We start from the raw sequence: 24,832 nt of genomic DNA on the forward strand, positions 1-24,832 counted from the left end.
CGAGGGACAAACAGTATGAATTACCACTACAAAAAATCAGACATCGATTTTGGTAATTTCTTCTGCGCATTATGAAAATTAGCGCGCAATCAACTCACCTCAATGAGCAGTACATTAAAGAAATAAACCTATTGCTCTATAAAGGCGTCCCGCAAGCCATCACCATGAACGGGCTGCTTGCGCTCACCCTGGCATTTTTATATTGGTACGCTTTTTTTGAAATCAGTGTTTTTAGCTGGCTGTTTTTGCTCGCCATAAGCCTCAGTGTACGCGGGGCTATTTACCTTCTTTTTCAGCGCTCTAACTCACAAGCAACTCATCGCTGGCTCATCTGGTTCAGAATCGGCGTTGGAGTGACTGGCGTAACCTGGGGCATAGCCCCGATCCTTCTCTATCAGGGATTTGAAGTTCACATTGAAGACTTGGCATTTTACGCGTTTATTCTGGGCGGCATTTGCTCCGGTGCTGCTGCATCGCTCGCAATAGATAGATGCTCAATTGTGCTGTTTATCGGGGCTAGCACGACCCCGCTGGCGGTAAGCCTGATAATGAATGATTTACAGAATTACCGCTTGATGGGAACCATGATCCTGCTCTTCTCTGTATTCACAATTGCAAGCTCTTCCCGCATGGGAAAATCCCTGAAGGAAAATGTGGAGTTACGGACCGAGCAAATTAAAGTACAAGAAGAAATTTCAACTCAACAGAAAGTTACCAGCATCATTGCACGAGCACAGGAGACGTTTATTACCAAGGAGAAGCTCACGGATTCCTTCGGCGCAATTATCGATGACATTCTTGCATTAACACAAAGTCAGTGCGGATTTATTGGTGAAGCTCTATTTGATAACAAACTTAAACCCTACGTAAAAATTCACGCCGCTGCAAACCAGAAGTGGGACGAAAAGGCAAGAACCATCAACCAGTCGCGCATATCCGACGGAATAGAGTTTCACGATACCCATTCAATCTTTGGAACCACGCTAGCTAGCGATATCCCGGTTATTGTTAACTCCCCCAGTACTACTACAAATTTTTCCGAAGTGCCGCAATACTTTTCCAGTATAAGTTCCTACTTGGGAATTCCCATTTTCTACAATGGAAGGCCGTTAGCAATATTACTACTAGCGAACAAAGAAACAGGATTTTCAGAAATAGACACCAGCTTACTTAAACCCATCACGAGCACCATTGCACATTTGACTCAGGCTACACGCATTCAATATCAAAAACACCAAGTTGAGGTAGCACTGCAAAATGCATCGGAACAGACGCAAAGTATTCTACAAAGCCTAGCAGATGCGATTATCACAATAAATTCTGTTGGGGAGATCTCTTTCGTCAACCTGGCTGCCCAAAAAATATTTGGTTACTCGGAGCAAGAACTCATCGGAGAAAATGTCAGCAAGCTTTTACCGCCGTCGCTTAAAGGAGAACATGACGGGTACCTGAGAAACTACCTACGCACAGGTCAGGCAAAAATATTGGGTATAGGTCGAGAACTGGAAGCCCAACGCAAAAACGGCGAGGTATTCCCTATTGAACTAACACTGGCGGAAGTTAAACAGCAAAATGAACCATTATTCGTCGGCGCTGTAAGAGATATTTCCGAGAAGAAGCGTTTGGAAAAATTAAAAACGGAGTTTGTTTCTACCGTCAGTCATGAGCTGAGAACGCCACTCACATCAATCAACGCTGCCTTGGCAACGGTGGAAAGCGGACTGCTCGGCGAGCTTCCGAACATGGCAAAAGAACTGATTCAAATTGCTAACAAAAACTCCAAGCGGCTCAGTTTACTAATTAACGATATTCTTGATTTTGAAAAACTTTCAGCAGGCAAAATGGAGCTACACATGCAGCCTTACAATGTAGCCAAGCTATTAACACAAAGCGCTACGGACAACGCCCCCTTTGCTAAAAGCTATAAGGTCGACTTACAACTCAACGTCATTGACGAAAGTATAAGTATTTTGGTCGACCCGCTCAGATTTCAGCAAATCATGTCGAATCTAATATCCAATGCGGTGAAATATTCGCCTCCCGGTGAAGCCGTTGCGATAAGTGCATCCTCAACCGCGAGCCAGCTTACTATCACAATCAGTGACAAGGGCCCTGGAATACCTGAAAAATTTCGCGCACGGATATTTCAAAGCTTTTCTCAAGCTGACGGTTCAGATAGTCGCCAGAAGGGGGGAACCGGCATGGGGCTAGCCGTAAGCAAAAAATTAACCGAATCCATGAACGGCGCAATCGGATTTACATCGTCGGAAAATGGAACCCGGTTCTTCATTGAATTTCCATGTATTGAGCAGTAAATCATGAGCACCTCTCCTACTCCCCAAAGTGAGTCAATACAATTACTACTCGATGAAATGCGGGATTGTTTTATCGATGAGTTACCCGAGAAAATCAATCGCATAGAACTACTTCTGCTGCAACTCGAAAAAAATAAAGACATTGATTGTTTTAACGAAGTCTACCGGCACGTGCATAGTTTGAAAGGTTCGGGAGGCACGTTTGGGCTACACATTATCACTCGTGTGTGTCACCTTGCCGAAGCAGTCCTGATACAATATAACGATGAGCAGATGACATCTCCTGAGAGCTACCAAATTCTATTGCATTGCATAGATCAGCTCAGGCAAATCCTATTAACGCTAAAAGCTGGAAAGTTTGATTTCTTGTCTGTCGATGAGTTTTTGCTGAAGCTACATAACAATCATCAATCATCGTCGAAGCGGATTTTGATATTAGAATCATCGCAATCGCTATGTAAGTATTACGGCACCGTAATATCCAGTTTAAAAATTAATTACGACATTATAAACGACGGCATAGAAGGATTACGGCAATTGCTCACCGTGCCCTACAGTGTTCTGATCATTGCGCGCGAGCTTCAAGTGCTAAATGGCCCCGCCTTGCTTCTGGCATTGAGAGCGTCAAATCATAAAAACGCTGATATTCCAGCGATACTTTTATCGACGGACAACAACATAACCCTGGACAAAAGAACTAGTCTACTTGAACGAACAAAGAATCACGGCAATAACTTGTTGATCGAATGTAGCAAGGTCTTACAAGGACAATCAAAACAGTAGGCCAATGATCATCTGCATATCAGTGATCATTGGCCTATAAGTAAAAACGTAACGCGTTAAGAAACTTACAGAATCCAAACCTCAACACGGCGGTTCATTCGTCGCCCCTCTTCCGTCTTGCTGCTTGCCAAAGGCGCTTCTTCGCCCACGCCCCGGGCCACAAGCGGATAAATACCACGCGCAATCAAGTGTTGTTCGACCACCTTGGCGCGACGCACAGACAACTCCTCATTTTGGGCTTTATCGCCTTCGCTGTCGGAGAAGCCGAACAATTGCACACGTTTGGGTGCATTAACTTCCATATATTTTACCAAGCGTTCAAGGTCGCTAATCGCTTTGGTATCCAACTCGTCGCTACCATCCTTAAAGCGAAAATTAATGGACAGCCGTTGGGAGCGCAGCGTTAGATCACGCATTTCTTCCGGGTAGAAGCTGTTATTAAACGGCTGACCGGTTTTAATATTTTGCGACACCAAGCCGATATCTTCCACAATACTTTGACCGCGCTCGGTTGCACTGAACTTAACAAACTCTTCAGCCTCGGCATTCATATTTTTTTGCGGCAAATAAAAATACAGACGGCGTGCTAAAGGGTAATCTTCCGTACTCACGGTAAAATGGGTCGGCATAATTGCCTTGGAAGACTTGGAGGCTGAAATTGCCATCAACCGTGCACGACGCACATACGGCAAACCGATAAACCCAATGGCACCCGGCTCCTGTGCGACGGCATCGGATAAAGCGGTACTCGACTCAATACGCTTAGCGGTCATCACCAAGCTTGCTTTGGCGGGATCAAGCACCATACTTTTAAACGAATCCCAAGTGCCAGAATTTTCATCGCGTGCGTAAACCTTAATGGGTAGATTTGCCCCCCCCAGCTCAGACCAATTAGTGACTTCACCCGAAAATATTTTGACCAGATCAGGGATCGCAAGTTGAGTGAGCGGATTTTTTGTATCAGTAATAATCGCTAAACCGTCGAGCCCTATAATATGTTCCGCGCCCGGCTCCGTTAAGTCGCCACTTTTACTGACGAGTTGTTCGCGCTCCTGCTCTTTAATGCGACGCGACGACATTCCCAATTCCGCTTTATCCTGTTGCAAATCGGTAAACGCTGTGCTGGACCCGTGAGCATGAATTTCAATAAATTCTATATGCCCGTTCAATTCAGCACTTACGGCTTTTTCAACCGGGGTATTGCCTTGTTGGGTCTTAATATTAGTGGCACCGCGCGACATAAAATAAGATTCCACTAACCGCGGGGCAAGCTTTTCACCGACAGTATTGGACCCATGTACGCGAAACAACGGTTTGGTGGCGCGCACCAATTGCCCTGCAGGAACATAGTTTGCCTGTTCACGAGTTTTTATCGCCGATTGCACTTTACTGGCAGTAACCGCTTCCAATAAAAACACTTCGCCGGCATCCAAAGGTAAAAACGACCGCAGCAAATATCCGCCCATAATTAACAATAAGGCGCACGCCGTTGTTGCATAACCACCCATTTTTATCACATTGCGGCTTTTCTTTTTAAGCTTGAACTCGTCACCCGTATGGGTCGCGGTCACAATGGTATCTTCCATCTGGCGCACGTCCCACACTAGTTGGGTTAACTCTTCATTATTAGCCTGCAAGGCTTTTTCCAATAATTCGGCTCGGTATTCTTCATCCTTAAGCACCATATTCAACGGAATGTGCATTTTTAAATGCGCTTCGCACAACCGCTTCAAGTTCCATAATTTATCAACCAGGGCCACGTTGTAATGCATGTGCTTGTGGTGTTTGGGGGACATAGGGATGCTCTGCTGACGAGGGGAGAGAATTTGTCCAGCAGCGGCAAAAAAAAGCCCGCCGTTGGATAACGGCGGGCACTATATGACGACTTTGTTACAAGCGAATTACAACTTGTGAATATGTCTCACTGCGAATGCGCAACAGTTCAAAACATTATTTGAGCAATTTGTTTAATTCCGGCACAAGTGCTTTCGCGTAAATTTCATAACCATATTCATGGGGATGCAATAAATCTGGCATAACCTTTTCTTCCAGAATGCCGTCTTTGGTTAAGAACACTGAATTAATATTGGTAAAGTAAACACGTTTGTTGTCGGCGTAATTTTTGATAATGGCGTTTACCTGCTCATTAATTAAACGCAATTCTCCATCCGGCTTAGCGTCGCGTGGGAAAACCGCTAATAGCAAAATTTTTGTACTCGGCAAACGTTGTTGCAAATCGGCAATAATTTTCTTAATACCTGCTGCCGTTGTTTGCGGATTCTCACGGCGATGGCCCGCGTTGTTAGTGCCAATCATCAATACAGCGACCTTGGGATTTAGTCCCGTCACTGCATCATGCTGCAAACGCCAAAGCACGTTTTCGGTGCGATCACCACCAAACCCAATTCCAAATGCGTTAAGTGGAGCCAAGTATTTATTCCATGCTTCCAGGCCTTCCTTCTCCCAACCCTGAGTAATTGAATCGCCAATCATCAGTACATCAATTTTTCCACCATTGGCCAGAGTAGCTTTGGCATCGGCAATTTTTTGTTGGTGACGCGGCAACCACCAATCAATCGACCACCACTCATTCAACATATCCGGTGTTACGGATTGAGTGCGGTAATCAGCACACTGCTGCAAAACAACTGCTTTGGGCGTATTGATTAACAATTCAACATTGGCAACAGATACGTCACCTGCACCACCGGTTTCCAATGCGAACGGCATTGTCACAGCGCTAAAATTATCCTCATCATGTTTGAAACAACGCAATGGCACATATACTTTCTGCCAGCCCTTACCTACCAATTCGCGCGCCTGCAAAGTGAATGGCACCTGGCGATCGCAGCCTTCTTTCTTGCATTCCATTTTGAAAGACACGCCGCCTTTCGCCAGTTCATTGATTTTTATATTCAATGACAACACACCGGTTTTCATATGCGCGCTTAAATCCAATGGCTCACCGGATTCCAGGGTCATACCTGCCCGCCAGGTATCTTTCCAGCTAAAGTTCAGCGCATCTTCCTGTACATCTTTATCACTGGTTTGTATTTTTACATCGCCCTTAGGTAAGGCGGCAAACGCACCGCTCAAAATTTGCTGGCGCTCGTAATTTTCAATAAAAATATGCCAAGGCTCTAACGGGCGACGCACATAAAGTTTAATGTCCTGTGGTTCGCCGCTAGCAACACCTTTCACATCTTCCGGTAAATTAGTTGGGCCAGTTTTACCAGCGGCATAATTCAAACCGTAATCCAGTTTAAATAAAGGATCGTAGTGTTTGTGATGTGGGTTCAACACATCCTGCAGTGGCAACTTCGGCCAGGAGAAGGAGAGTGTGCCGCGGAAATCGAAATTAGGTGTGCCATCCGTTTTTGCAATCAACACATCGGCAATACCGGCGCCTTCGGTACCGGGTAACCAGGCGGCAACAAATGCATCGGATGCGTTTAATTCCGGGTTAACCCAGAGTGGACGACCCGATAAAAACACTGACACAACCGGAATACCCTGCGCTTTTAATTTTTTCAGCAACGCGAGGCTTTTCTTTTTCGCGGGTTCGAATTCCAACGTATCGCGATCCCCGCTGCCTTCGGCGTAGGGATTTTCACCAAAGACAACAATGGCTACATCCGGCTTTTGCGCAAATGATCCGTCAACCGATAATAGTGCTTTACCACCAGCAGCCGCTACCGCCGTTTTAATTCCGCTGTAAATAGATGTAGCACCAGGGAAACGATGATTTTCACTGGCATCACTAATACCTTGCCACCAGACGCTCCAACCACCCGCTTGCTTGCCAATATTATCGGCGCCATCGCCCACCACCAAAATGGTTTGCTGCGGTTTGATCGGCAACACTGAATTAGTATTTTTTAACAGCACCAGACTTTCACGCACCGCCTGACGCGCAATCGCACGATGTTCGACACTGCCAACAACCGATTGATCTGCCGCGTTAGCGCGTTGCGACGGTTTTTTATCCCACAAGCCCGCGCGCATTTTTACGCGCAGGATTCTGCGTACTGCATCATCCAGACGCGCTTGCGATATTTCACCAGATTTTACTTGCTTAAGTGTTTTTTCAATCATGGCTTTCCAGTCGTAGGTCACCATGAGTAAATCGATACCGGCATTAATGGCTTGTGGGCAGGAGTCATTCGTGCAACCGGGAACCTGGCCATGACCATTCCAGTCACCAACGACCAAACCATCAAATCCCATGCGATTTTTTAATACCTCGGTCAACAAATATTTATTGCCGTGCATCTTCTCGCCATTCCATTCAGAGAAACTGGCCATCACCGTTTGTACGCCAGCATCCAGTGCAGGAACATAACCGGCGTTGTGAATTTTCACTAATTCTTTTTCTGCAATGCGCGCATTCCCTTGGTCATCACCGCCATCCGTACCGCCATCGGCAAGGAAATGTTTGGCTGTTGCAATCACATGATTCTCACTAAGGAATTCGCTGCTGTTTACCTTGCCCTGCAAACCTTCCACCATAGCCGATGCATATTCAGCAACCAGCTTTGGATCTTCCGAGTAGCTTTCGTAGGTGCGACCCCAGCGATCATTTTGCGCAACAGCCAGCGTTGGCGCGAACACCCATTCAACACCCGTCGCGCGTACTTCTTTTGCCGTCGCGGCACCGATCTGACGAATTAATTCCGGATTATGCGCTGCGCCCAAGCCGATATTATGTGGAAACAAAGTTGCGCCGGTTAAATTGTTGTGGCCGTGAACCGCATCAGAGCCCCAGAAAATCGGCACGGCTTGTTTGCCATCACTGGTATCCATGGAAGCGTCGTAAAATTTATCGAGAAATTCCACCCAATCCTTCGCTTTGGCATTTTCAATGCGATTGGGCATGGAGCCACCGCCATTCAACACCGACCCTAGATGATATTTTTTAATATCTTCCGGTGTTACGGTTTGAATTTCCGCCTGCATTATTTGGCCAACTTTTTCTTCAAGTGTCATCTTCTGCAAAATGGTTTCTAATTTTGCATTGAATTCAGCGGAGTCTTTGATAGGTGACTCAGCGCTGGGCCAAAGTTTGATATTGGTTTTTTGTTCGGCGTGAGCAGAATAATTTGCGGTAAAAATAGCAGCGGCAATCAAGCCTATGCTGGCGAGTTGATGGATTTTTTTCATTGTGCGGTTCTCTGGAGTTTTTTCATGTAGGTTGCTGGTGAGGAACGAACCGCAACACGACCATCTCGCACCACCAACCCAATTCCAAGTCGAGCGTCAAGCTGGTTTCGGGGCGCACTCCAACATGGTTATGTTGCGGTTCGCAAGCTCACCAGCAACCTACACATAAAATTTATTTCGCGTTAACAACAACCTGCTTTTGTACGCCCATTCCTTCAATGCCTAATTCCACCACATCACCTTCATTTAAATACAGCGGCGGTTTTTGACCGAGCCCAACACCGGGGGGCGTTCCAGTACTGATTACATCACCCGGTTGCAGGCTCATAAATTGCGAGAGGTAATGCACCAAAAATGCGGGTCCAAATACCATTTGATCGGTAGAGCCGTTTTGAAAGGTTTTGCCGTTAACTTTTAACCACAAATTTAATTTCAGCGGATCGGGTACTTCGTCTTTAGTGACCAGATAAGGCCCTATAGGACCAAAGCTATCGCATCCCTTGCCCTTGTCCCACTGACCGCCAGGGCGTTCCAATTGGAAATTGCGCTCGGACACATCGTTAACAACGCAGTAGCCCGCGATGTAATCCATGGCATCATCCAGTTCGACATAGCTGGCATGCTTGCCGATAACGATCCCCAATTCCACTTCCCAATCCAGCTTGGTGGAATTGCGCGGTTTAATAATATTGTCGTTGGGGCCGGTAATGGCGCTGGTGGCTTTCATAAACACTACCGGTTCAGATGGCACAGCAACACCGGATTCAGCGGCATGATCAGCATAGTTCAAGCCGATGCAAATAAATTTACCCACACCACTTACGCAAGGGCCAAAACGACCGGGCGATTCAACGACGGGCAGAGATTCGACATTGACGCTGGCGATTTTTTTCAACGTTTCTTCGGTCAGGGTTTTGCCACTAATATCTGACACCACTGACCCCAGTTCACGAACATTGCCCTGTGTATCCAAAATACCAGGGCGCTCCTGACCAGCATTTCCGTAACGTAATAATTTCATAGCGATCTCTCGTGAATTGAATTTTTTTACTTTCCCGCTACTTCCAGATATTCAAAGTGAGGAAGCTATCTCCGTCCACCAACGATAGGAGGAGTGGGTATGTTGGCTTATCGTTTAGTTGCTCCACCCACCATCAATTACATTGATAGTGCCGGTAGTAAACGCGGATGCATCGCTCGCCAAATACAACGCCAGCTCTGCCATTTCACGCGCAGTCCCCAAGCGTCCCATGGGCTGCCGCGCAACAAAATTTTTGTAAGCAGTTTCGTAATCGCCCGTTGCGTGCAACCGCTGCTCAAGTGAGGGAGTTTGTACCGTTCCAGGACAAATGGCGTTGCAACGAATTCCCTGGGTAACAAAATCGGCGGCTACCGCCTTAGTCAAACCTATTACCGCCGCCTTGGTCATCCCGTAGGCAAAGCGATTAGGTGCACCTTTAATGGAGCTGGCCACCGACGACATATTAATAATAGATCCACCGCCCTTACTGACCATTCCCGGCAAAAACGTGCGAATCATGCGATACATGGAACTCACATTGAGATCAAACGAGAAATTCCAATTTTTTTCATCGCAATCCAGAATCGTGCCGCTGTGCACGAAGCCAGCGCAATTAAATAAAATATCCACCGCCCCGATTTTCTCAGCGAGCATACGAATTTCATCGGATTTCAATACATCAAGCGCATAAACTTCACAGCCTTGCAATTCTTGTAAGCCTTCGAGATTTATATCCGTTGCAATAACACGCGCGCCTTCTGCTGCAAATAATTCTGCACTGGCACGACCAATCCCTTGGGCCGCTGCGGTAATCAACGCAACCTTACCTTCTAATCGTTTCATATCATTCTCACCGGCAAACAACTCGGACCTATAGGCTCAAACGCTTTATAAGTCAGAATAAACTCCTGGTGTCCCAAATCTTCCGAGACACTGCGTTTACCTGACGCCACATCGATAACATTTTGCAAAATTTCTTCACCGACCTGATCGAGTGTCGCTTCGCCTTCCAGAATACGACCCGCGTTCACATCCATATCCTCCGCCAGGCGACGATAGGTTTCCGGATTCGCGCACACTTTGATAACCGGAGAAATTGCCGAGCCAACCACCGAACCTCGTCCGGTGGTAAATAAAATCACGTGAGAGCCGCACGCAATTAATTCCACTATTTCCGCGTTGTCCGAAATATTAGGGAAGCCAAAACGCGGTTCACCATCGGGCACTACGTCCAATAAATACAAGCCACCCGCAGGAGGTAGGTCGCCCGGCTTTATTAAACCGCTAATGGGCGATGAACCCGATTTTGAATAGGCGCCCATGGATTTTTCTTCCAGCGTCGTCAACCCACCGTCAGCATTACCCGGCGCAAAACTGCCGAACCCCATCACGCGATAATAGTGTTCTGCCTTGGCCACGCAGGCTTCAATTTCCGCCCCTAGTTCAGGCGTAATTGCGCGATCTGCCATAATGGTTTCGCAACCGATTAATTCACCCGTCTCTTCAAATATACAGGTCGCATCCGCAGCTACCAGCGCATCAAAACAACGCCCTACCGCCGGGTTGGCAGTAATTCCGCTAGTCCCATCAGAGCCACCACAAATAGTGCCGACAACTAATTCGTTCAAATACATAGGCACGCGCTCAACCTGCGCGGCTTGCGCTTGCAAACGTGCAACTGCTGCCAAACCTGCCTGAATGGTTGCCTTGGTACCGCCTGCTTCCTGAATCACTAACAACTCCGCGGGGCGTTCACTCGCGCGAATATCTTTTAATAATTTTTCGCGGTTCATACTTTCGCAGCCGAGCGAAATTAATAGCGCACCACCGACATTCGGATGAGTACATACGGCGCGCATCATTTCGTAGGCATATTGATTAGGGTAACAGCCGGGAAAACCGATTAAATGCACGTCGATATTATCGGCACGATTCACGATCATGCGCGATACATGATGCGCACACTCCACCAGATAAGCCACCACGATGACATTGCGAATTCCCTTGCGTCCATCGGCGCGCAACCAGCCAGGAAAATGTAATTCTGAACTCATGATTCACTCCGATATTGGGTTTGGCGCGTCCGGGTATGACTGGGAATGTAATCACTTTTCATATTGTGCATATGCACGTGATGCCCAGGAGCAACAGCTTCAATCATTGAGCCAATGGGCGCACCGTAGCGATACACCTTGTCGCCGGTCGCCAACGCGAAACGCGCAACCTTGTGGCCTACCCCGATATCGATCGGGCTGACAATGGTTTCTTGCTCAATACGAATTTCATCGCCCGCGCGAATTTGCTTTACACAAACCAAAATATTGTCGTTCGGATGCAGCAAAATCAGTGGGGCGATGCGCGTGGTTATTTGTTCGGTCATGGTATTGGCCCAATCAATTTGTGACAGGTATGGGAGCAGCGGGATGCAACAACTCACGTTCGCGCAATGCATCCCAAAACGCCGAGGGAATCTCACTATTAATCAGGGATACCGCACGCTCTACCTGTTCGCTATTCGCCAGGCCCGCTAATACAGAGCAAATTTGTGGATGTGCCGCCGGAAATTGCAACGCAGCCGCCGCAAGCGGGACAGCAAATTCATCACACACGGCTTCAATCCGCGCCACGCGATCCACTATCGCCACCGAGGCTGGCTCATAGTTGTAATACAGGATCTGCCTGTTCTGGCCCGCTAACGCCGCTTTAACGCCGGTGGCCAAAATGCCTGAGTTAAACGGTCCCCCAAGGATCACCGAGGCTTTGCGTTTAGCACACAGCGGGAAAAAGTGTTCACAGGGAGCTTGTTCCAAAAGGGTGTACCGGCCGGCCAATAAAAATCCGTCAAAGTCGCCATGCCGTAATGCTGCGTCGCAAATTTGCCACTCGTTAGCGCCCAGGCCAATTGCCTTAACCAGGCCATCGGCCTTGAGCTTATTCATGGCAAGGTAACCACCATCCATAAACTCGCGAAACTTTTCCGGGTGATCAGCACCATGGGTTAAAGGGCCTAAATCGTGGGCAAGCAGTACATCTATTTGCTCTACCTGCAGACGCTTCAGACTCGCCTCAAACGAGCGCATCACCCCGTCATAGCTGTAGTCGAATACCGGTTCTAGCGGCGGGGCATCGGCAAAGCCGTGACGCACACTTGCGGTCGATTCAGTGGGAACAAGGACCCGCCCCACTTTGGATGATATAACCACAGCTTCACTGGATTGCTTAAGTGCAGTGCCCAAGCGCTGCTCGCTCAACCCAAACCCGTAATGGGGAGCGGTATCAAAATAGCGGATCCCGGCCGATAAGGCCGAGCCGACAGCAGCCTGAGCCTGCACATCATTCAAAGGTTGATATAAATTGCCGATCGGGGCCGCACCGAACCCCAAGAGTGACAGATTAATCTCCGTAGCCCCCAAGGCACGAAAAGATAAGGATTTGGACTGAGCCACAGAACCTCTTTTTTATAATTAAAATTGGAATCGCCAATAAAATTAATTTTATCTGAAGCTCCGTGTAAATCACATATAGTTATTTAGACTTTTTGAATAAATTTGTGTCGCCAATTAGTACAAACTCATGCACAAATAGAAACTTGAACTTTTTAATAGCCGGTAAACTTAAACTTCAACAATAAAAAAGCCGATCAAAGATCGGCTTTTTTACCCATCGTGCAAACTTAATCAATCAACCCTTGGGAGATTTTTTCTGCCGCCTGGTGCAAGCGTTCCAGCACTCGCTCCTGTGTCATAGACTGCGCCTTGATATGGATAAACGGAATAATTAACACCGCTACTGCGCCATGTACACCGATGATGGGCACACAGAAGTCAATCACGCCATCTACAAAGTCACTCGCCAATTGGATGCAACCTTGGTCCACCCCCTTTCGCGCTTTGGCCAAAAAGCGCTCAATGCGCTCCAGATCCACTGTGGCGGAGAGTTGCGGCAACCAGCCCGCTTGCACATCCGGAGTGGCGAAGCCGTATAAGAGCGCTCCGGAGTTGGTGTCGATCAAACGACGGCGATAACCTACGCGCACCGAGAACCCCAAATCCATAGGGCTTTCCTGACGGGCTACCACCACGATTTGATCCCCGGAAGGCACTACCAAATGACAGGATTGGCCCAGCTCGCGGCTCAATTCTTTCATCACTGGCAGGGAAACTTCCAACAAGGTCTTTGCCGTACCCTGGGAAATACCCAAGGTAAACAGCTTGTTAGTGAGCATGTAGCCATCGCGCCCGTCGGGCATCTGCGCGATATAGCCGCGATACTCCAGGGCCAACACCATGCGGAACAACTCACTTACCGAACGCCCCAGGGCGGCGGCCATTTGTGAAGTCGTCATGGGGTGGGAGTTACGCGCGAGCAATTCCAGGATATCCAACCCTTTTTCCAGAGCCGGAGCACGGTATTTACGTTCGCTTTCATCTTGCGCCTCGAGTAAGGCGTTATCGAGTTCTTTGGTCATAGTTACTGTCATAGTAGTTCTCGTTATTAGTATGAATCCCCTAAGCGGGTTTTTCGTCGCTGCCGGGTGAATTCTACGCACAGCCTTGATCCCAAGGCGTTCCACTTTACGTAATTCGATAAAAACGCAAACTTGTACCTATGAAAACACTTTCAGAATTGATGCTTTTACACTCAGCAAGTGCATGATTTACAAGCGCTAGCCAGTTTTTATAGATGGAGAGTTGAGGGTTTGGCGCCAAACCTATGACAGGCCAATCACTACCCCACATCAACCGCTCCTCACCAAAGAGCGATACCAGAAACTTGATATAGGCCGTAAATACCTCGTTGCCCTGACCTTTTCCTGCCTCAGTGACCAGCCCGGACAACTTGCAATAGACCTGCGGCAAGCTCGCCATCTGGCGCATTGCTTCGCGCCAATCATCGGCAGGCTGGTCATTCACAATAACCGCCGGCTTGGCCGCGTGATCAATCACTATGGGCAGATCCGGGTGGCGACGCGCAAAGCGATACAAGTGCGGCAGGTGCCGGGCATAGACCAGCGCATCAAGACTGAGCCGATGTTGCTTCATCGCAGCAATGGCAGGCTCAAGCTCAGGGCGTAGCAACCAGGCGTCATCGGGCATTGACTGCAACATCGGCCTGATGCCTCGAAATTTAGGGTGTGAGGCTAATTGAGCGATGCGCACGGGAGCAGCTGGTGACGCCAAATCTACCCAGCCCACAACCGCCTTGATGAAATTTGACTCATCCGCCAGACGCAACAGGTAATCCGTATCGGCATCGCTGGTTTGCGATTGCACCGCCACCGACCCGGTTACCCCACAAGCCTGGGCCTGGTGCAGTAAATCCTGAACTCCGAAATCCCGGTAAATCGCGCGAAGATCCGCTGTTGGCCAGGCACAGTCATGCCGGCCAAGCTGCCAAAAATGCTGATGCGCATCAATCATTGAAACTCCCTGCCCTATCGCTAAAGCGTGCGTATATCGCTATGACTACAAAACAGCTAAGCGGCACTATGACTGCCGTGTGGATCGAGCTTAGGTCCGATACCAGCCCCATCAGCGCCGTTAGCACAGCACCGCCGATAATCGCCATCACTAGGAACGATGCCGCCGGCTTGGTAAGCGGCCCCAACCCCTTCAAACTCAACGCAAAGATAGTAGGAAACATCAACGACATAAAGAAGCTGGTTGCGGTCAACGCCAGCAACCCCAGGTGACCGGGTTGCACAATGGCATAGGCGCACAGCAACACGTTAATCGAGGCGTAAACCCACATTAAACGAGCAGCACTTATCCGTGTCATTAACGCCGTGGCCACAAAGCGGCCGACCATAAAGATCACCAGAGAAGCTAACAAGTAGTTAGCGAGAGTTTTCTCACCGGTACCTGGAACTGCTTCCTGCCCGTAACGAATCAAAAAGCTCCAGATACAAACCTGAGCGCCCACATAGAAAAACTGCGCAGCAACGCCGAACATAAATGGCGCATTAGCGAGCAATTGTTGGTAATCACGCCGGGAACCCGTAGTTTCATCTTTTGCCGCCTGGGTGGCGATAGCCGGAAATTTTACAACCAACACCAACAGCGCCCAGGCCAATACCAGCAACCCAATCACTAGATATGGCCCCTGTACCGCATGGGATTCGGTTTGATAAAACTGTTCAAGCTGGCTGGCGCTCATCACAGCAAGCTCTTCGGCAGAGGGCTCGTGGCCGGAGAGAATAAATTCGCGCCCGATCAAAATCCCCGCAATGCAGCCAAACGGGTTAAACGATTGAGCAAAATTCAAGCGCCGTTCGGCGGTTGCCGGGTCCCCCATGGCAACAATTAAGGGGTTGGCGGAGGTCTCCAAAAATGCCAGGCCACTGGCGATTACAAAGAGCGCACCCAGAAACAGCACATACTCCCGCTGTGCCGCAGCCGGGTAAAACAAAAAGGCACCGATCGCATAGAGCAGCAAACCAAAGACCACCGCCGCTTTGTAACCGTAGCGCTTCATCCACAGCGCAGCCGGAATAGAAAACACAAAATAGCCGGTGTAAAAAGCTGACTGGACTAGCCCCGCCTTAAAGTCGGAAAGGGTAAATACCTTTTTAAACTGGGTAATCAAAATATCATTAAGGTTATTCGCCATTCCCCACAGGAAAAATAGACTGATGATCAGAATCAGGGGCAATAGCACGGACACAGATTTATCGTTATTGTTCATGAGCTCTCCAGGGAGCAACGGCCCATTAGCCGTCACCCTAGTTATTGTTATTAGTCAGGCAAAAAGCTTGTTTTGTTGGCACCACGATTTACAAGTAAAAGATGGTTTATCCATAAAAGATGCTACCATAGAGTCAAACAAACAATAACAGCTTTTTACAGGTTGCCCCGCCATGATTCTCGCCAATATCGACGACTACCGCACCCTTGCACGCAAACGTCTGCCGCATTTTTTATTTGAATATATAGATGGTGGAGCCTTCAGCGAAACCACCCTGCGCAATAACCAGTTGGACATGCAGCAAATTGCTTTACGCCAACGAGTGCTGCGCGATATCTCCAATGTATCTACGCAAATCAGCCTGTTTGGGCAGACTTTTTCCATGCCCTTGGGTTTATCCCCCGTCGGGATTGCCGGCTTGAACGCGCGACGCGGAGAAGTTCAGGCAGCCCAGGCAGCGGAAGAAGCCGGCGTTCCCTTTTGCCTGTCCACAGTCTCCGCCTGTGCGATCGATGAGGTGCGCGCGGGGGTCCAAAACCCCATTTGGTTCCAGTTATACATGATCCGCGACCGGGGCTTTCTACGCGATATGCTCGCGCGCGCCAAAGCGGCGGGCACCAATACCCTTTTATTCACTGTAGATATGCCGGTTCCAGCGACCCGCTACCGTGACATGCGCTCAGGCCTGTCCGGCGGCAGCTTGTTGCAGCGCAAACTCACCCGCATGGGCCAGGTGCTCACCAAGCCTCACTGGGCGTGGGATGTCGGCCTCTGGGGCCGCCCTCATAACCTAGGCAATATTGCGCCCATTCTCGGCGAAAATGCGGGCATCGATGAGTTTTGGAGCTGGCTGGGAAACAACTTTGACCCCACAGTGACTTGGGCCGACATTGACCGTATTCGTACTGAATGGGACGGCAACTTCATCATTAAGGGTATTCTGGATGCCGATGACGCAAAACAGGCGGCGAATATTGGTTGCGACGGTTTAATCGTTTCCAACCACGGCGGACGCCAGTTGGATGGCGCCCTCTCCTCCATCAAAGCCCTTCCCCGTATTGCTGATGCAGTGGGTGACGACCTTAGCCTGATACTGGATTCGGGCGTTCGCTCGGGGCTGGATGTGGTGCGCGCGTTGGCGTTGGGCGCAAAGATGGTGATGATCGGCCGCCCCTGGGTTTACGCCTTGGCCGCCCGCCAGAAACGCGGAGTGCAAGAAATTCTGGAGATTTTTGCCAAGGAGATGCGCGTAGCCATGGCGTTATCCGGCTGCGCGCGCGTTGAGGACATTAATTCAGGAATGCTGGAAAACCGCCCTATTTAATAGCAAGGTTTTGTTCAATTAATTGGCGCCGTCTCGGCAACCGGCGCGGCTGCTGGCCCGACACTAACTGGCTGGTGCATGTTTTTAATATCCAACCATAACTCGGAGCGATCCAAAGGGGTTTCTTTGGGCAAGGTTGGGTTATCCAATTCAAACACCACTCGCTCTTCAAGATTGGCTTTCTCTAGCACTGCCTTAACCATGGGGTCACTGTAAAAGGTCTTGTCGAAACTACCATCCGCAATGGCACGATTCAGACCCGACTCCAGATCAGCAGCCAGCTTTTTGTTCTGCTTGCCAGTGAACAAATAAAACGGCATGCGATAAACCAACATTATGCGTTTCTCCACCGCAAGCGATAGATTAGGATGTGACTCCAGTTCCGCCCAGGGCTCATGCACTCCCCGAGGAAACGCATCAAACCGCCCACCCTCAACCATATAAAACAGACTCTGATACTTGTTGGCACGCACAACATTCAAACCATTGCTAGCCAAAATTGCTGAGTCCGCCCAAGTAGTCCCCTGCCCAAGGGAAATTTGCTTTAAATCTGCAAACGTTTTTACGCGATCAAACTTTGTTTGCGACGCAGGATTGATAATAAAAATCCTGTGTCCCAACAAGCCCTTGTAGAGAGGAATCCGTATTGGTTGCAGTTGATCTTCCATCTCCTGATTGGTTGCGGCCCACATGATATCCAAGCGTCCCTCAGATACGTCAGTGATATTGCGCGCCTGTGAAATCTCGGAATTATCTATTTCAATTTTGTAAGTAGTCTCAACTTTACTAAGCGCCAACTTCACCATTGCCATTGCATAGCGCCCGTTACCGTCATCTACGGCGTTGATTTTTAAACTAGTTTGCGCATTGGTAGAAAACGCGAACAGACTACTAACCAACAAAGTCAATACCGAGGAAAGCTTCATAGAAGACCTGCATGAGTTGCGTGTGCCGATTGTTCAAGCTGCCATGCTCTTGCGTCCATCATTCTGGGTGTAGTTTAGCATGTAGAAAAATGCGCCACAGATTAAAAAGCCATCGATCTGGCGCATGAAGCGATGAGTGGTTATATCTGTTATAGCTCGGCAATCAAAAATCGCCAGAAAATGAGAGTTTTGGTTATTTTAACCATAAGATAATTGAGGTTCGGCTTAATCTATCCAAGCATCTCTTTTGCAAAGGGAAGGAGGAAAATACCTCCCTTTTACAAGGGAGCCGGGGAGGGATTTAATGTCATTTAGCGGTATCATGCCGCTGGTAAAGAAAATCAATAAAGTGGTATTGGTGTGGCCCAAATTAAGGCCGCCCAACATAGTGGAGTTGTTATGAAATATCTGCGGAATTTACTCTCCGTTACCTGTTGTATGAGCCTTGTTGCTTGCGCGCAAGTGAGCGACAAAACAACTGATCAAACCGCAACAAATAATTCAAACAGCGCTGTGAGTGAAAAACAAATCGCAGCGGCCCCAACATCAACAACACAAACAGTATCGACATCACAAACCGCACCCGCGCTTACGCTACTAACGCAACAAGATTTTTCCAAATGCCTGGTTGAGCTCACCACAAAAGCCAAAGCGGCGGGCGTTTCGAGCAAAACGATCAATAACAGCTTGGCAAACGCCAAATTGAACATGCAAGTCGTACAACTGGATCGCAAGCAGCCGGAATTTACCACCAGCTTTGCCGATTATTTTAATCGTCGTGTTACTGCGCAGCGCGTGAATGAGGGGCGCGCACTGTTGAGTAAACACCACGAATTACTCATGCGCATTGAACAACAATACGGTGTGCCTGCACCTTATTTGCTTGCCTTTTGGGGCTTGGAAACCAACTTCGGTAATTATTTTGGCAACATCCCGGTGGTGGATTCACTTGCAACACTGGCGTGTGATGCACGCCGCAGCGCATTTTTTACCACAGAATTAATTAATGCATTACGCATTCTGGATGCCGGCGATATCGCCCCTAATAAAATGATTGGCTCATGGGCTGGCGCCATGGGCAATTTCCAGTTTATGCCTTCATCATTTTTGCAAAACGCGGTGGATTTTGATGGCGACCATAAACGCGATCTTTGGAACAGCAAACCCGATGCGCTCGCCTCTGCGGCTAATTTTTTACGCAATTTGGGTTGGCGAGCGGATCAACGCTGGGGTCGCGAAGTCAAATTGCCGCGCGATTTCCCCTTCCTGGAAGCAGGATTAAAAAATACCAAAGCGACCAATGAGTGGCGCAAACTCGGCGTGATGCGCGCGGATAATGCCGCACTACCAACCACCGAATTTACGGCCTCACTCCTGGTACCCGCTGGCCATCAAGGCCCGGCATTTTTGGTGTACGACAATTTCAATGTGATTATGCGTTGGAATCGTTCGGAGTTTTATGCCATTGCTGTCGGTCAACTTGCTGATCAAATTGCCGGCGGTGGAAAATTATTACAACCTCCCCCGGAAGATGCGCCGCGATTACACCGTGACCAAGTCATTGCGCTGCAAGAACAACTCAATCAAAAGGGTTTCAACACCGGCACACCTGATGGCATTCTCGGCCCTGGAACTCGCCGTGCAATTAGCGAATTCCAACATCAACAGGGCATGATTGCCGACGGTTTCCCCGGCAAAGAAGTGCTGGGTTTGTTGGGCATTACCCCCGACGCCAACAAGCGTTAATGACAAGCGAACCTTCATTACCCGTACATATCTATGAAAAGGAAGCGCAATGATCAGCTGCAATCAGCACGACTATATCGAAATTGTTTGCATGTACCGCTACCCGGTAAAGCTCACGCTAAAATCAGGTGAAATTATTGAGGGTGCAGCTGTTGATACTGTCAGTGACGAACTGCGAGAGGAATGTATAAAGCTCGCTACCGAATCGGGCGAAACACTTGTCGTGTTAAACCAGCTAAAACAATTGGAAGTGACTGTAGAAAACCCGCATTTGAAACTTTTATTGTTTTAATAAAACAGGATAAAATCCCTCGTCCTTTATGCCTGAAGGTCGAGTTCAATATTAGATGCGTCAAGCTTTCCGTCGTTTTGGAAGTTATATTTAGTTTTATTCAAGGAGAAACCTATGAAATTTTTTGCATTACTGACAATTACACTTTCGTCTGCGTTCGCATTATCTGCCAATGCAACCGTCATTTGGGATGAAAGCATTGATGGTAACTCTGCCAGCATGCCCTCTCTCACTTTGCAAATTGGTGCAAATGAAATTTTGGGTTCATCACGCTGGGCTGGTGATGAAATAGACCCCTTCCAATTTACGGAGCGTGATTGGTTTGGTTTAACGCTGCAAGATGGGTTGAGCATCAAATCAATTACCACGGAAATCACTAATCCAGTTCTGATATCTAGCCAGACGCTTGAAAATCTTTGGGCCACCGCTATGTGGACACTCCAAGATTGGTCTTATGATTTCAAATGGTATGGATACACCCGGATTGCTGAAACCGCACCATTTGCTAACATCGGTGAATTTCCGCTGTCCGGTTTTAATAATTTTATCTTGAATCAAGCAGCAGGACTTTCAAATACCGGTTCCTTTGATCTCTCCTGGGAATATCGAGTGACCATAGAAGTTGTTGAGTCAATTCAAGTTTCTGAACCATCTTCGCTATGGTTAGCTCTGATTGCACTTGTTGCCATCTTGCGCGCACAGAGATCAAGAGCTACAAAAGTCTAATATTAACCTCACTAACGGAAAGCTGCTGAAAACATTAAACATCTTCTTAGTATGCTTTATCTATTTCCAGAGAAAATTAAGTAGATGTGTTTCGATGCTTTCAGCAGCCATTTAGCGCAAATGCCGTTTAATTTGCGCAAGTGTCTCCAGGGTTTTAATACGTAGCGCGCGATCATACACATCAATCGTAAACATAAACTCATCGACGGCAAGCTCATCGCGCAGCTGTTGTAAACCATCCAATATTTCCAGTTCATCACCAATTTGTGACAAGCCCAGAAAATCGAGCACGCTGTGCTTTTCGCTCACTGACCAATCGAGTTGCTCAATGGGTTTTGGTGGGCACAACCACAGAGGTTCACCGCGAAATAACGCCGTAATTCGCTGAAAGCTGGTGGTTGCGTTGAAGGCAGCTTGCTCAGATGTTTCACCCCAAACAATTGGCAAACCCAACATAAAGTAAGGCTTATCCAAATGCACTGAGGGGCGAAATTCCGCGCGATACCGTTTCAATGCAGCGCGCATATACGTCGGTGCAAAATGCCCCGCAAATGAATAGGGCAAACCCAATTGTGCGGCAAGGCCCGCGCTATAAAGGCTGGAACCTAAAATCCAGATAGGCACTTGTGTACCCTCACCCGGCACGGCGCGCAAGCGCTGTTGCGGTTGGCTCGGCTGCAACAATTGTTGAATGACTTGCACTTCTTGCGCAAAATTTTCTGCCGCCGAATCATCGCGTTTAAGTGCACGGCTAGTCACAGGGTCAGTGCCCGGCGCGCGGCCCAAGCCCAAGTCGATGCGCTCACCATAGAGCGACGCAAGCGTGCCAAATTGTTCCGCCACAACCAACGGCGAATGGTTAGGCAACATAATTCCACCCGAGCCCACACGCAGCTGCTGCGTCTGCCCCGCAATATGCCCAATCAACACCGCCGTCGCTGAACTGGCAATGCCCTGCATATTATGATGCTCCGCCAACCAAAACCGCTTAAACCCCAACACATCCGCCGCCTGCGCATAAGCCACGGCATGAGTAAAACTATCGCGCGGAGTTTCATTAATTCTTATAGCAGCAAGCTCCAGCAATGAAAATTCGACAGACATAACTACCTCACTCAATATTCACCTGCGCTATTCTAAGTGCAATTGATGGATTGGGGTTTTGGATTATTGATTCTTTACGAAGTAGTGAGGAGTAATTGCAGTGGCAGTTACGTTTTGTTATTTAACGTTCTTATGCTTCAATCATACCGACCTGTTACACGCCAAATACCAGATAACACCGTAGGTTGCTGCGAGCCACACAGGCTGAGCCTGCGAACCGCAACGTGTTTTTGGTTAAGGCCCGTAGATTGAGGTGGACCAGGTAAGCTGAGCTTGCGACTACAATAGTTTTTAGGTTGGGAATGTCCCCAAAGCGGGCATCCGGCCAAATGCGCGCAATAACTAATTAAGGTTGTTTGTACTGTATAACTCCATAATTAACTCGGAGTGACAGCTAACCCTTTGATTTAGCACGAGTCAAATCGAATGATGGCCACGTACATTTGGAGTTATGCAGCACCACACTAAATTAGTTGGAAAAACGGTTTGTGGATTATATAGTTGGTGCAATTTAAGAAACTGTTAGAGTGTCACAAGGAGCTGGAATGTCACGAGATAAATTTTGCGAAGAAGTAAAAGCTAAATTTCCCGCAATATCTGCTAAAGCGGATAGAGAATATATTCGTCAGTGGGGTGACTTCGAAACCGATCTATATTCGTATAGTTGGTTTGAATCTCTGGCTAATGCGTTAAATATTGAAATGGGCAAAGGTATTCCACGCAAAGACTATCAAGATTTGTTTTCATTCGTCAGCAATGGTTTTCTAAAAGGCGACGAAGACACAAAGAACGCAATTGACACAGCATTTGTTGAAAATCTATTTTGGAATGTGTCATCAAGCGCTAGTGAATTATATTGGAATACTTTGCCAGAAAACCTGAAAGACCTATACTTGAATTTTCACCGGAAAAAACCTTACTAAATTTTTACATTTTTTCATTGTGGATTTTTAAAAAAACTCTATCAAAGCAATCAAACGGATGGTTTTTAAGTAGCATTTTTGCCATTCCGCTTCGTTCCATTTAATGGCAAAAGTGCTACTTAACAACCATCATTTATTGCGGCGTTAGGCTTAAAAGCAGATCATGAACACAGATGAAATTGAGGAAAAGTTTTGGAGACTTTGTGAGGCAGTTAATCATCTAGACTCAGTGGAGTTTGATACTGATGTTCCTGATTTGGAGCCATCACTTATGGCAATACTTAATTACATAAAAAATAATTCGCAATATAAACAATTATTTATCAACTGCTTCGTAAAAATTGCAAATGGAGAGGTTAAGTCTTCAGAATGGATATTGCTTTTTTGCATGAGAGATCTTCGCTATCCTGAAGTACAGCAAGCTGCGAATCTTCATTTTGAACAGGCAGGTGGGCGGCATGGCGCTCCACGCTTAATGAACTGGCTAAGCAACATAAACCATGTATATAAAGACACTCCTTGGAAAGACGCTGATTTTTTTGAGTATTATTGGAGCAAGGAGCATCCAAATGAACCTTGGCCATGCGCATAGTCAGCCTAACCAGTGACTGTGGTAAAAAATCGGTTGACTCGGCATTAAAATCATCTTTCGCTCTTGCTTTGTATACTGCCACCAAGGTCCGCAATGGCCGTTATGCGAAATTCGGTAGCCTTTCCGGCTTTCATACCTCGTTGATGGATAACCGACTTCATCAAATTTAAAAATAATTAGCTGAAGGAGTTTTAAAAGCATGCGTGCAATTTTATTAATTATAACTTTCAATGCATCACAGGTCTTTGCTATCGGGGCTGACGAGTGTTTTCTCCGAGCTGTAGTTGATAACCGGGAAATAGCACTCAAAAATATCGAAGTAACCCCTCCCACTTACGGCCTGAGCGGCTCCAATAACTATGGTTATTGTGAAATGGATAGCGGGTACAGTGTTTTACAGTGTTCCGCAGCAAAGGAAAATAAGGGGACGTTGGTTTATGAGCTGGACGCCGAAAATATTGATGAGCAAACCTACCAGTGCAAATCCGGATGCGATGCTAATATTGCGAAAAAATTTGTGATGGTGTGCGAAGGTGATTAATGATCCCTACCGCTGCTGGCATTGTTTCTCGTTTTATACCTATTAATAATTTACGGCTGTGTATTGGGAACCGCCATAGATCGCTTTTAATTACTCAACTTACAATATAAAAGCCCATCTACCGCCGGGCTGGATAGACTTGTTGGCTGCACAAAATTATCCATCCATCTGACCTATTTTGCCTTGTTGGCTTTACCCAAGGCGCTGATTAGCGCCGCCCATCACCACCTCAAGCACCCACCCTTAAACTATTTTTTTGCCGACACTTGCAACTACGATATTCACCGTACATACTACCTACGGCATCCACCGTAGAAGGAGAGTTCAATGGCTACGCCCTCGCAAGCTGAACTGGAAATACTGAATCTGCTCTGGCGTCATAAAGAAGCCAGTGTTCAGTTAATTAACGATGAGTTAAACAAGCTTCGCCCTATTGGTTATACAACCACTCTTAAAACAATGCAGTTGATGGCTCAGAAAGGCTGGCTGGATCGGCGCATGGAGGGAAAGAGTCACATTTATCAAGCACTACTGCAGGAAGATGAGATCAAAGAAAACCTGCTAAGTCGTTTTATTGATTCAACATTTATGGGCTCCCGCAGTCAGCTATTGATGCGACTACTGGGGCAGGAAAAAGTTAGCAAAGATGAGATTCGTGAATTAAAAGAATATTTAAAAAAGCTGGAGGAATAAGG

At 47.6% G+C, this 24,832-nt stretch carries 22 protein-coding genes; 10 read left to right on the plus strand and 12 right to left on the minus strand.

Annotated elements, in window-relative coordinates:
• The first annotated feature begins 71 nt into the window (after nt 1-71).
• On the plus strand, nt 72-2,315 hold the full coding sequence (locus D0C16_RS11000; RefSeq protein WP_151032431.1) for a PAS domain S-box protein: 2,244 nt from the start codon (nt 72-74) through the stop codon (nt 2,313-2,315).
• 3 nt (nt 2,316-2,318) lie between these two features.
• Nucleotides 2,319-3,098 (plus strand): Hpt domain-containing protein, encoded by a 780-nt coding sequence (locus D0C16_RS11005; protein ID WP_151032432.1) that lies wholly within the window; start codon nt 2,319-2,321, stop codon nt 3,096-3,098.
• A 65-nt stretch (nt 3,099-3,163) separates the two neighbouring features.
• On the opposite strand, the gene D0C16_RS11010 is transcribed toward D0C16_RS11005, so the two are convergent.
• From D0C16_RS11010 to fucP, 10 genes are all read right to left on the minus strand, one after another.
• On the minus strand, nt 3,164-4,894 hold the full coding sequence (locus D0C16_RS11010) for a phosphate ABC transporter substrate-binding/OmpA family protein (protein ID WP_151032433.1): 1,731 nt from the start codon (nt 4,892-4,894) through the stop codon (nt 3,164-3,166).
• A 154-nt stretch (nt 4,895-5,048) separates the two neighbouring features.
• Nucleotides 5,049-8,258, minus strand: coding sequence for a glycoside hydrolase family 3 N-terminal domain-containing protein (locus D0C16_RS11015; RefSeq protein WP_151032434.1), 3,210 nt, complete (start codon nt 8,256-8,258; stop codon nt 5,049-5,051).
• A gap of 172 nt (nt 8,259-8,430) precedes the next feature.
• Nucleotides 8,431-9,279, minus strand: coding sequence for a fumarylacetoacetate hydrolase family protein (locus D0C16_RS11020; RefSeq protein ID WP_151032435.1), 849 nt, complete (start codon nt 9,277-9,279; stop codon nt 8,431-8,433).
• Nucleotides 9,280-9,393: 114 nt separating this feature from the next.
• Nucleotides 9,394-10,122, minus strand: a complete 729-nt coding sequence (locus D0C16_RS11025) for an SDR family oxidoreductase (RefSeq protein WP_151032436.1) — start codon at nt 10,120-10,122, stop codon at nt 9,394-9,396.
• The gene (locus D0C16_RS11030) at nt 10,119-11,333 is read right to left on the minus strand and encodes a UxaA family hydrolase (protein ID WP_151032437.1); all 1,215 of its coding nucleotides are present in this window, start codon (nt 11,331-11,333) and stop codon (nt 10,119-10,121) included. Before D0C16_RS11030 ends, D0C16_RS11025 begins: the two co-directional genes overlap by 4 nt.
• Nucleotides 11,330-11,659 (minus strand): UxaA family hydrolase, encoded by a 330-nt coding sequence (locus tag D0C16_RS11035; protein ID WP_151032438.1) that lies wholly within the window; start codon nt 11,657-11,659, stop codon nt 11,330-11,332. The genes D0C16_RS11030 and D0C16_RS11035 overlap by 4 nt, the downstream gene beginning before the upstream one ends.
• 13 nt (nt 11,660-11,672) lie before the next feature.
• Nucleotides 11,673-12,725: an aldo/keto reductase gene (locus D0C16_RS11040; protein ID WP_225318985.1), complete on the minus strand. Its 1,053-nt coding sequence runs from the start codon at nt 12,723-12,725 to the stop codon at nt 11,673-11,675.
• Nucleotides 12,726-12,952: 227 nt separating this feature from the next.
• Nucleotides 12,953-13,759 (minus strand): IclR family transcriptional regulator, encoded by an 807-nt coding sequence (locus tag D0C16_RS11045; protein ID WP_225318986.1) that lies wholly within the window; start codon nt 13,757-13,759, stop codon nt 12,953-12,955.
• Nucleotides 13,760-13,853: 94 nt separating this feature from the next.
• Nucleotides 13,854-14,699: an amidohydrolase gene (locus tag D0C16_RS11050; RefSeq protein ID WP_151032439.1), complete on the minus strand. Its 846-nt coding sequence runs from the start codon at nt 14,697-14,699 to the stop codon at nt 13,854-13,856.
• A complete protein-coding gene (fucP, locus tag D0C16_RS11055) occupies nt 14,692-15,963 on the minus strand; it encodes an L-fucose:H+ symporter permease (protein WP_151032440.1) in 1,272 nt (423 codons plus the stop codon). The genes D0C16_RS11050 and fucP overlap by 8 nt, the downstream gene beginning before the upstream one ends.
• A gap of 172 nt (nt 15,964-16,135) precedes the next feature.
• Between fucP and D0C16_RS11060 the strand changes: the two genes are divergently transcribed.
• A complete protein-coding gene (locus tag D0C16_RS11060; RefSeq protein ID WP_151032441.1) occupies nt 16,136-17,287 on the plus strand; it encodes an L-lactate dehydrogenase in 1,152 nt (383 codons plus the stop codon).
• 14 nt (nt 17,288-17,301) lie between these two features.
• Here D0C16_RS11060 and D0C16_RS11065 read toward each other — a convergent pair whose 3' ends face one another.
• Nucleotides 17,302-18,213, minus strand: a complete 912-nt coding sequence (locus D0C16_RS11065) for a transporter substrate-binding domain-containing protein (RefSeq protein ID WP_151032442.1) — start codon at nt 18,211-18,213, stop codon at nt 17,302-17,304.
• Nucleotides 18,214-18,612: 399 nt separating this feature from the next.
• Here D0C16_RS11065 and D0C16_RS11070 point away from each other — a divergent pair, with 399 nt between their 5' ends.
• From D0C16_RS11070 to D0C16_RS11080, 3 genes are all read left to right on the plus strand, one after another.
• Nucleotides 18,613-19,959, plus strand: coding sequence for a lytic murein transglycosylase (locus D0C16_RS11070; RefSeq protein ID WP_225318987.1), 1,347 nt, complete (start codon nt 18,613-18,615; stop codon nt 19,957-19,959).
• A 49-nt stretch (nt 19,960-20,008) separates the two neighbouring features.
• Entirely contained in the window at nt 20,009-20,251 is a 243-nt protein-coding gene (locus tag D0C16_RS11075) for a Rho-binding antiterminator (protein WP_151032443.1), read from the plus strand.
• Between the two features lie 114 nt (nt 20,252-20,365).
• A complete protein-coding gene (locus D0C16_RS11080) occupies nt 20,366-20,977 on the plus strand; it encodes a hypothetical protein (protein WP_151032444.1) in 612 nt (203 codons plus the stop codon).
• A gap of 111 nt (nt 20,978-21,088) precedes the next feature.
• Here D0C16_RS11080 and D0C16_RS11085 read toward each other — a convergent pair whose 3' ends face one another.
• Nucleotides 21,089-22,081 carry an LLM class flavin-dependent oxidoreductase gene (locus D0C16_RS11085; protein ID WP_151032445.1) on the minus strand — a complete coding sequence of 331 codons (993 nt, stop codon included), beginning with the start codon at nt 22,079-22,081 and terminating at the stop codon, nt 21,089-21,091.
• Between the two features lie 545 nt (nt 22,082-22,626).
• On the opposite strand from D0C16_RS11085, the gene D0C16_RS11090 reads away from it, so the two are divergent.
• The 4 genes from D0C16_RS11090 (at nt 22,627) to D0C16_RS11105 (ending at nt 24,830) form a co-directional block, all read left to right on the plus strand.
• Entirely contained in the window at nt 22,627-23,004 is a 378-nt protein-coding gene (locus D0C16_RS11090; RefSeq protein WP_151032446.1) for a hypothetical protein, read from the plus strand.
• A gap of 163 nt (nt 23,005-23,167) precedes the next feature.
• Nucleotides 23,168-23,596, plus strand: coding sequence for a hypothetical protein (locus D0C16_RS11095; RefSeq protein ID WP_151032447.1), 429 nt, complete (start codon nt 23,168-23,170; stop codon nt 23,594-23,596).
• A gap of 199 nt (nt 23,597-23,795) precedes the next feature.
• Nucleotides 23,796-24,137: a hypothetical protein gene (locus D0C16_RS11100; RefSeq protein WP_151032448.1), complete on the plus strand. Its 342-nt coding sequence runs from the start codon at nt 23,796-23,798 to the stop codon at nt 24,135-24,137.
• Nucleotides 24,138-24,464: 327 nt separating this feature from the next.
• Nucleotides 24,465-24,830 carry a BlaI/MecI/CopY family transcriptional regulator gene (locus D0C16_RS11105; protein ID WP_151032449.1) on the plus strand — a complete coding sequence of 122 codons (366 nt, stop codon included), beginning with the start codon at nt 24,465-24,467 and terminating at the stop codon, nt 24,828-24,830.
• The last annotated feature ends 2 nt before the right edge of the window (nt 24,831-24,832 follow it).

Origin of the sequence: Cellvibrio sp. KY-GH-1 (assembly GCF_008806975.1) — a bacterium.
Lineage (GTDB): Bacteria > Pseudomonadota > Gammaproteobacteria > Pseudomonadales > Cellvibrionaceae > Cellvibrio.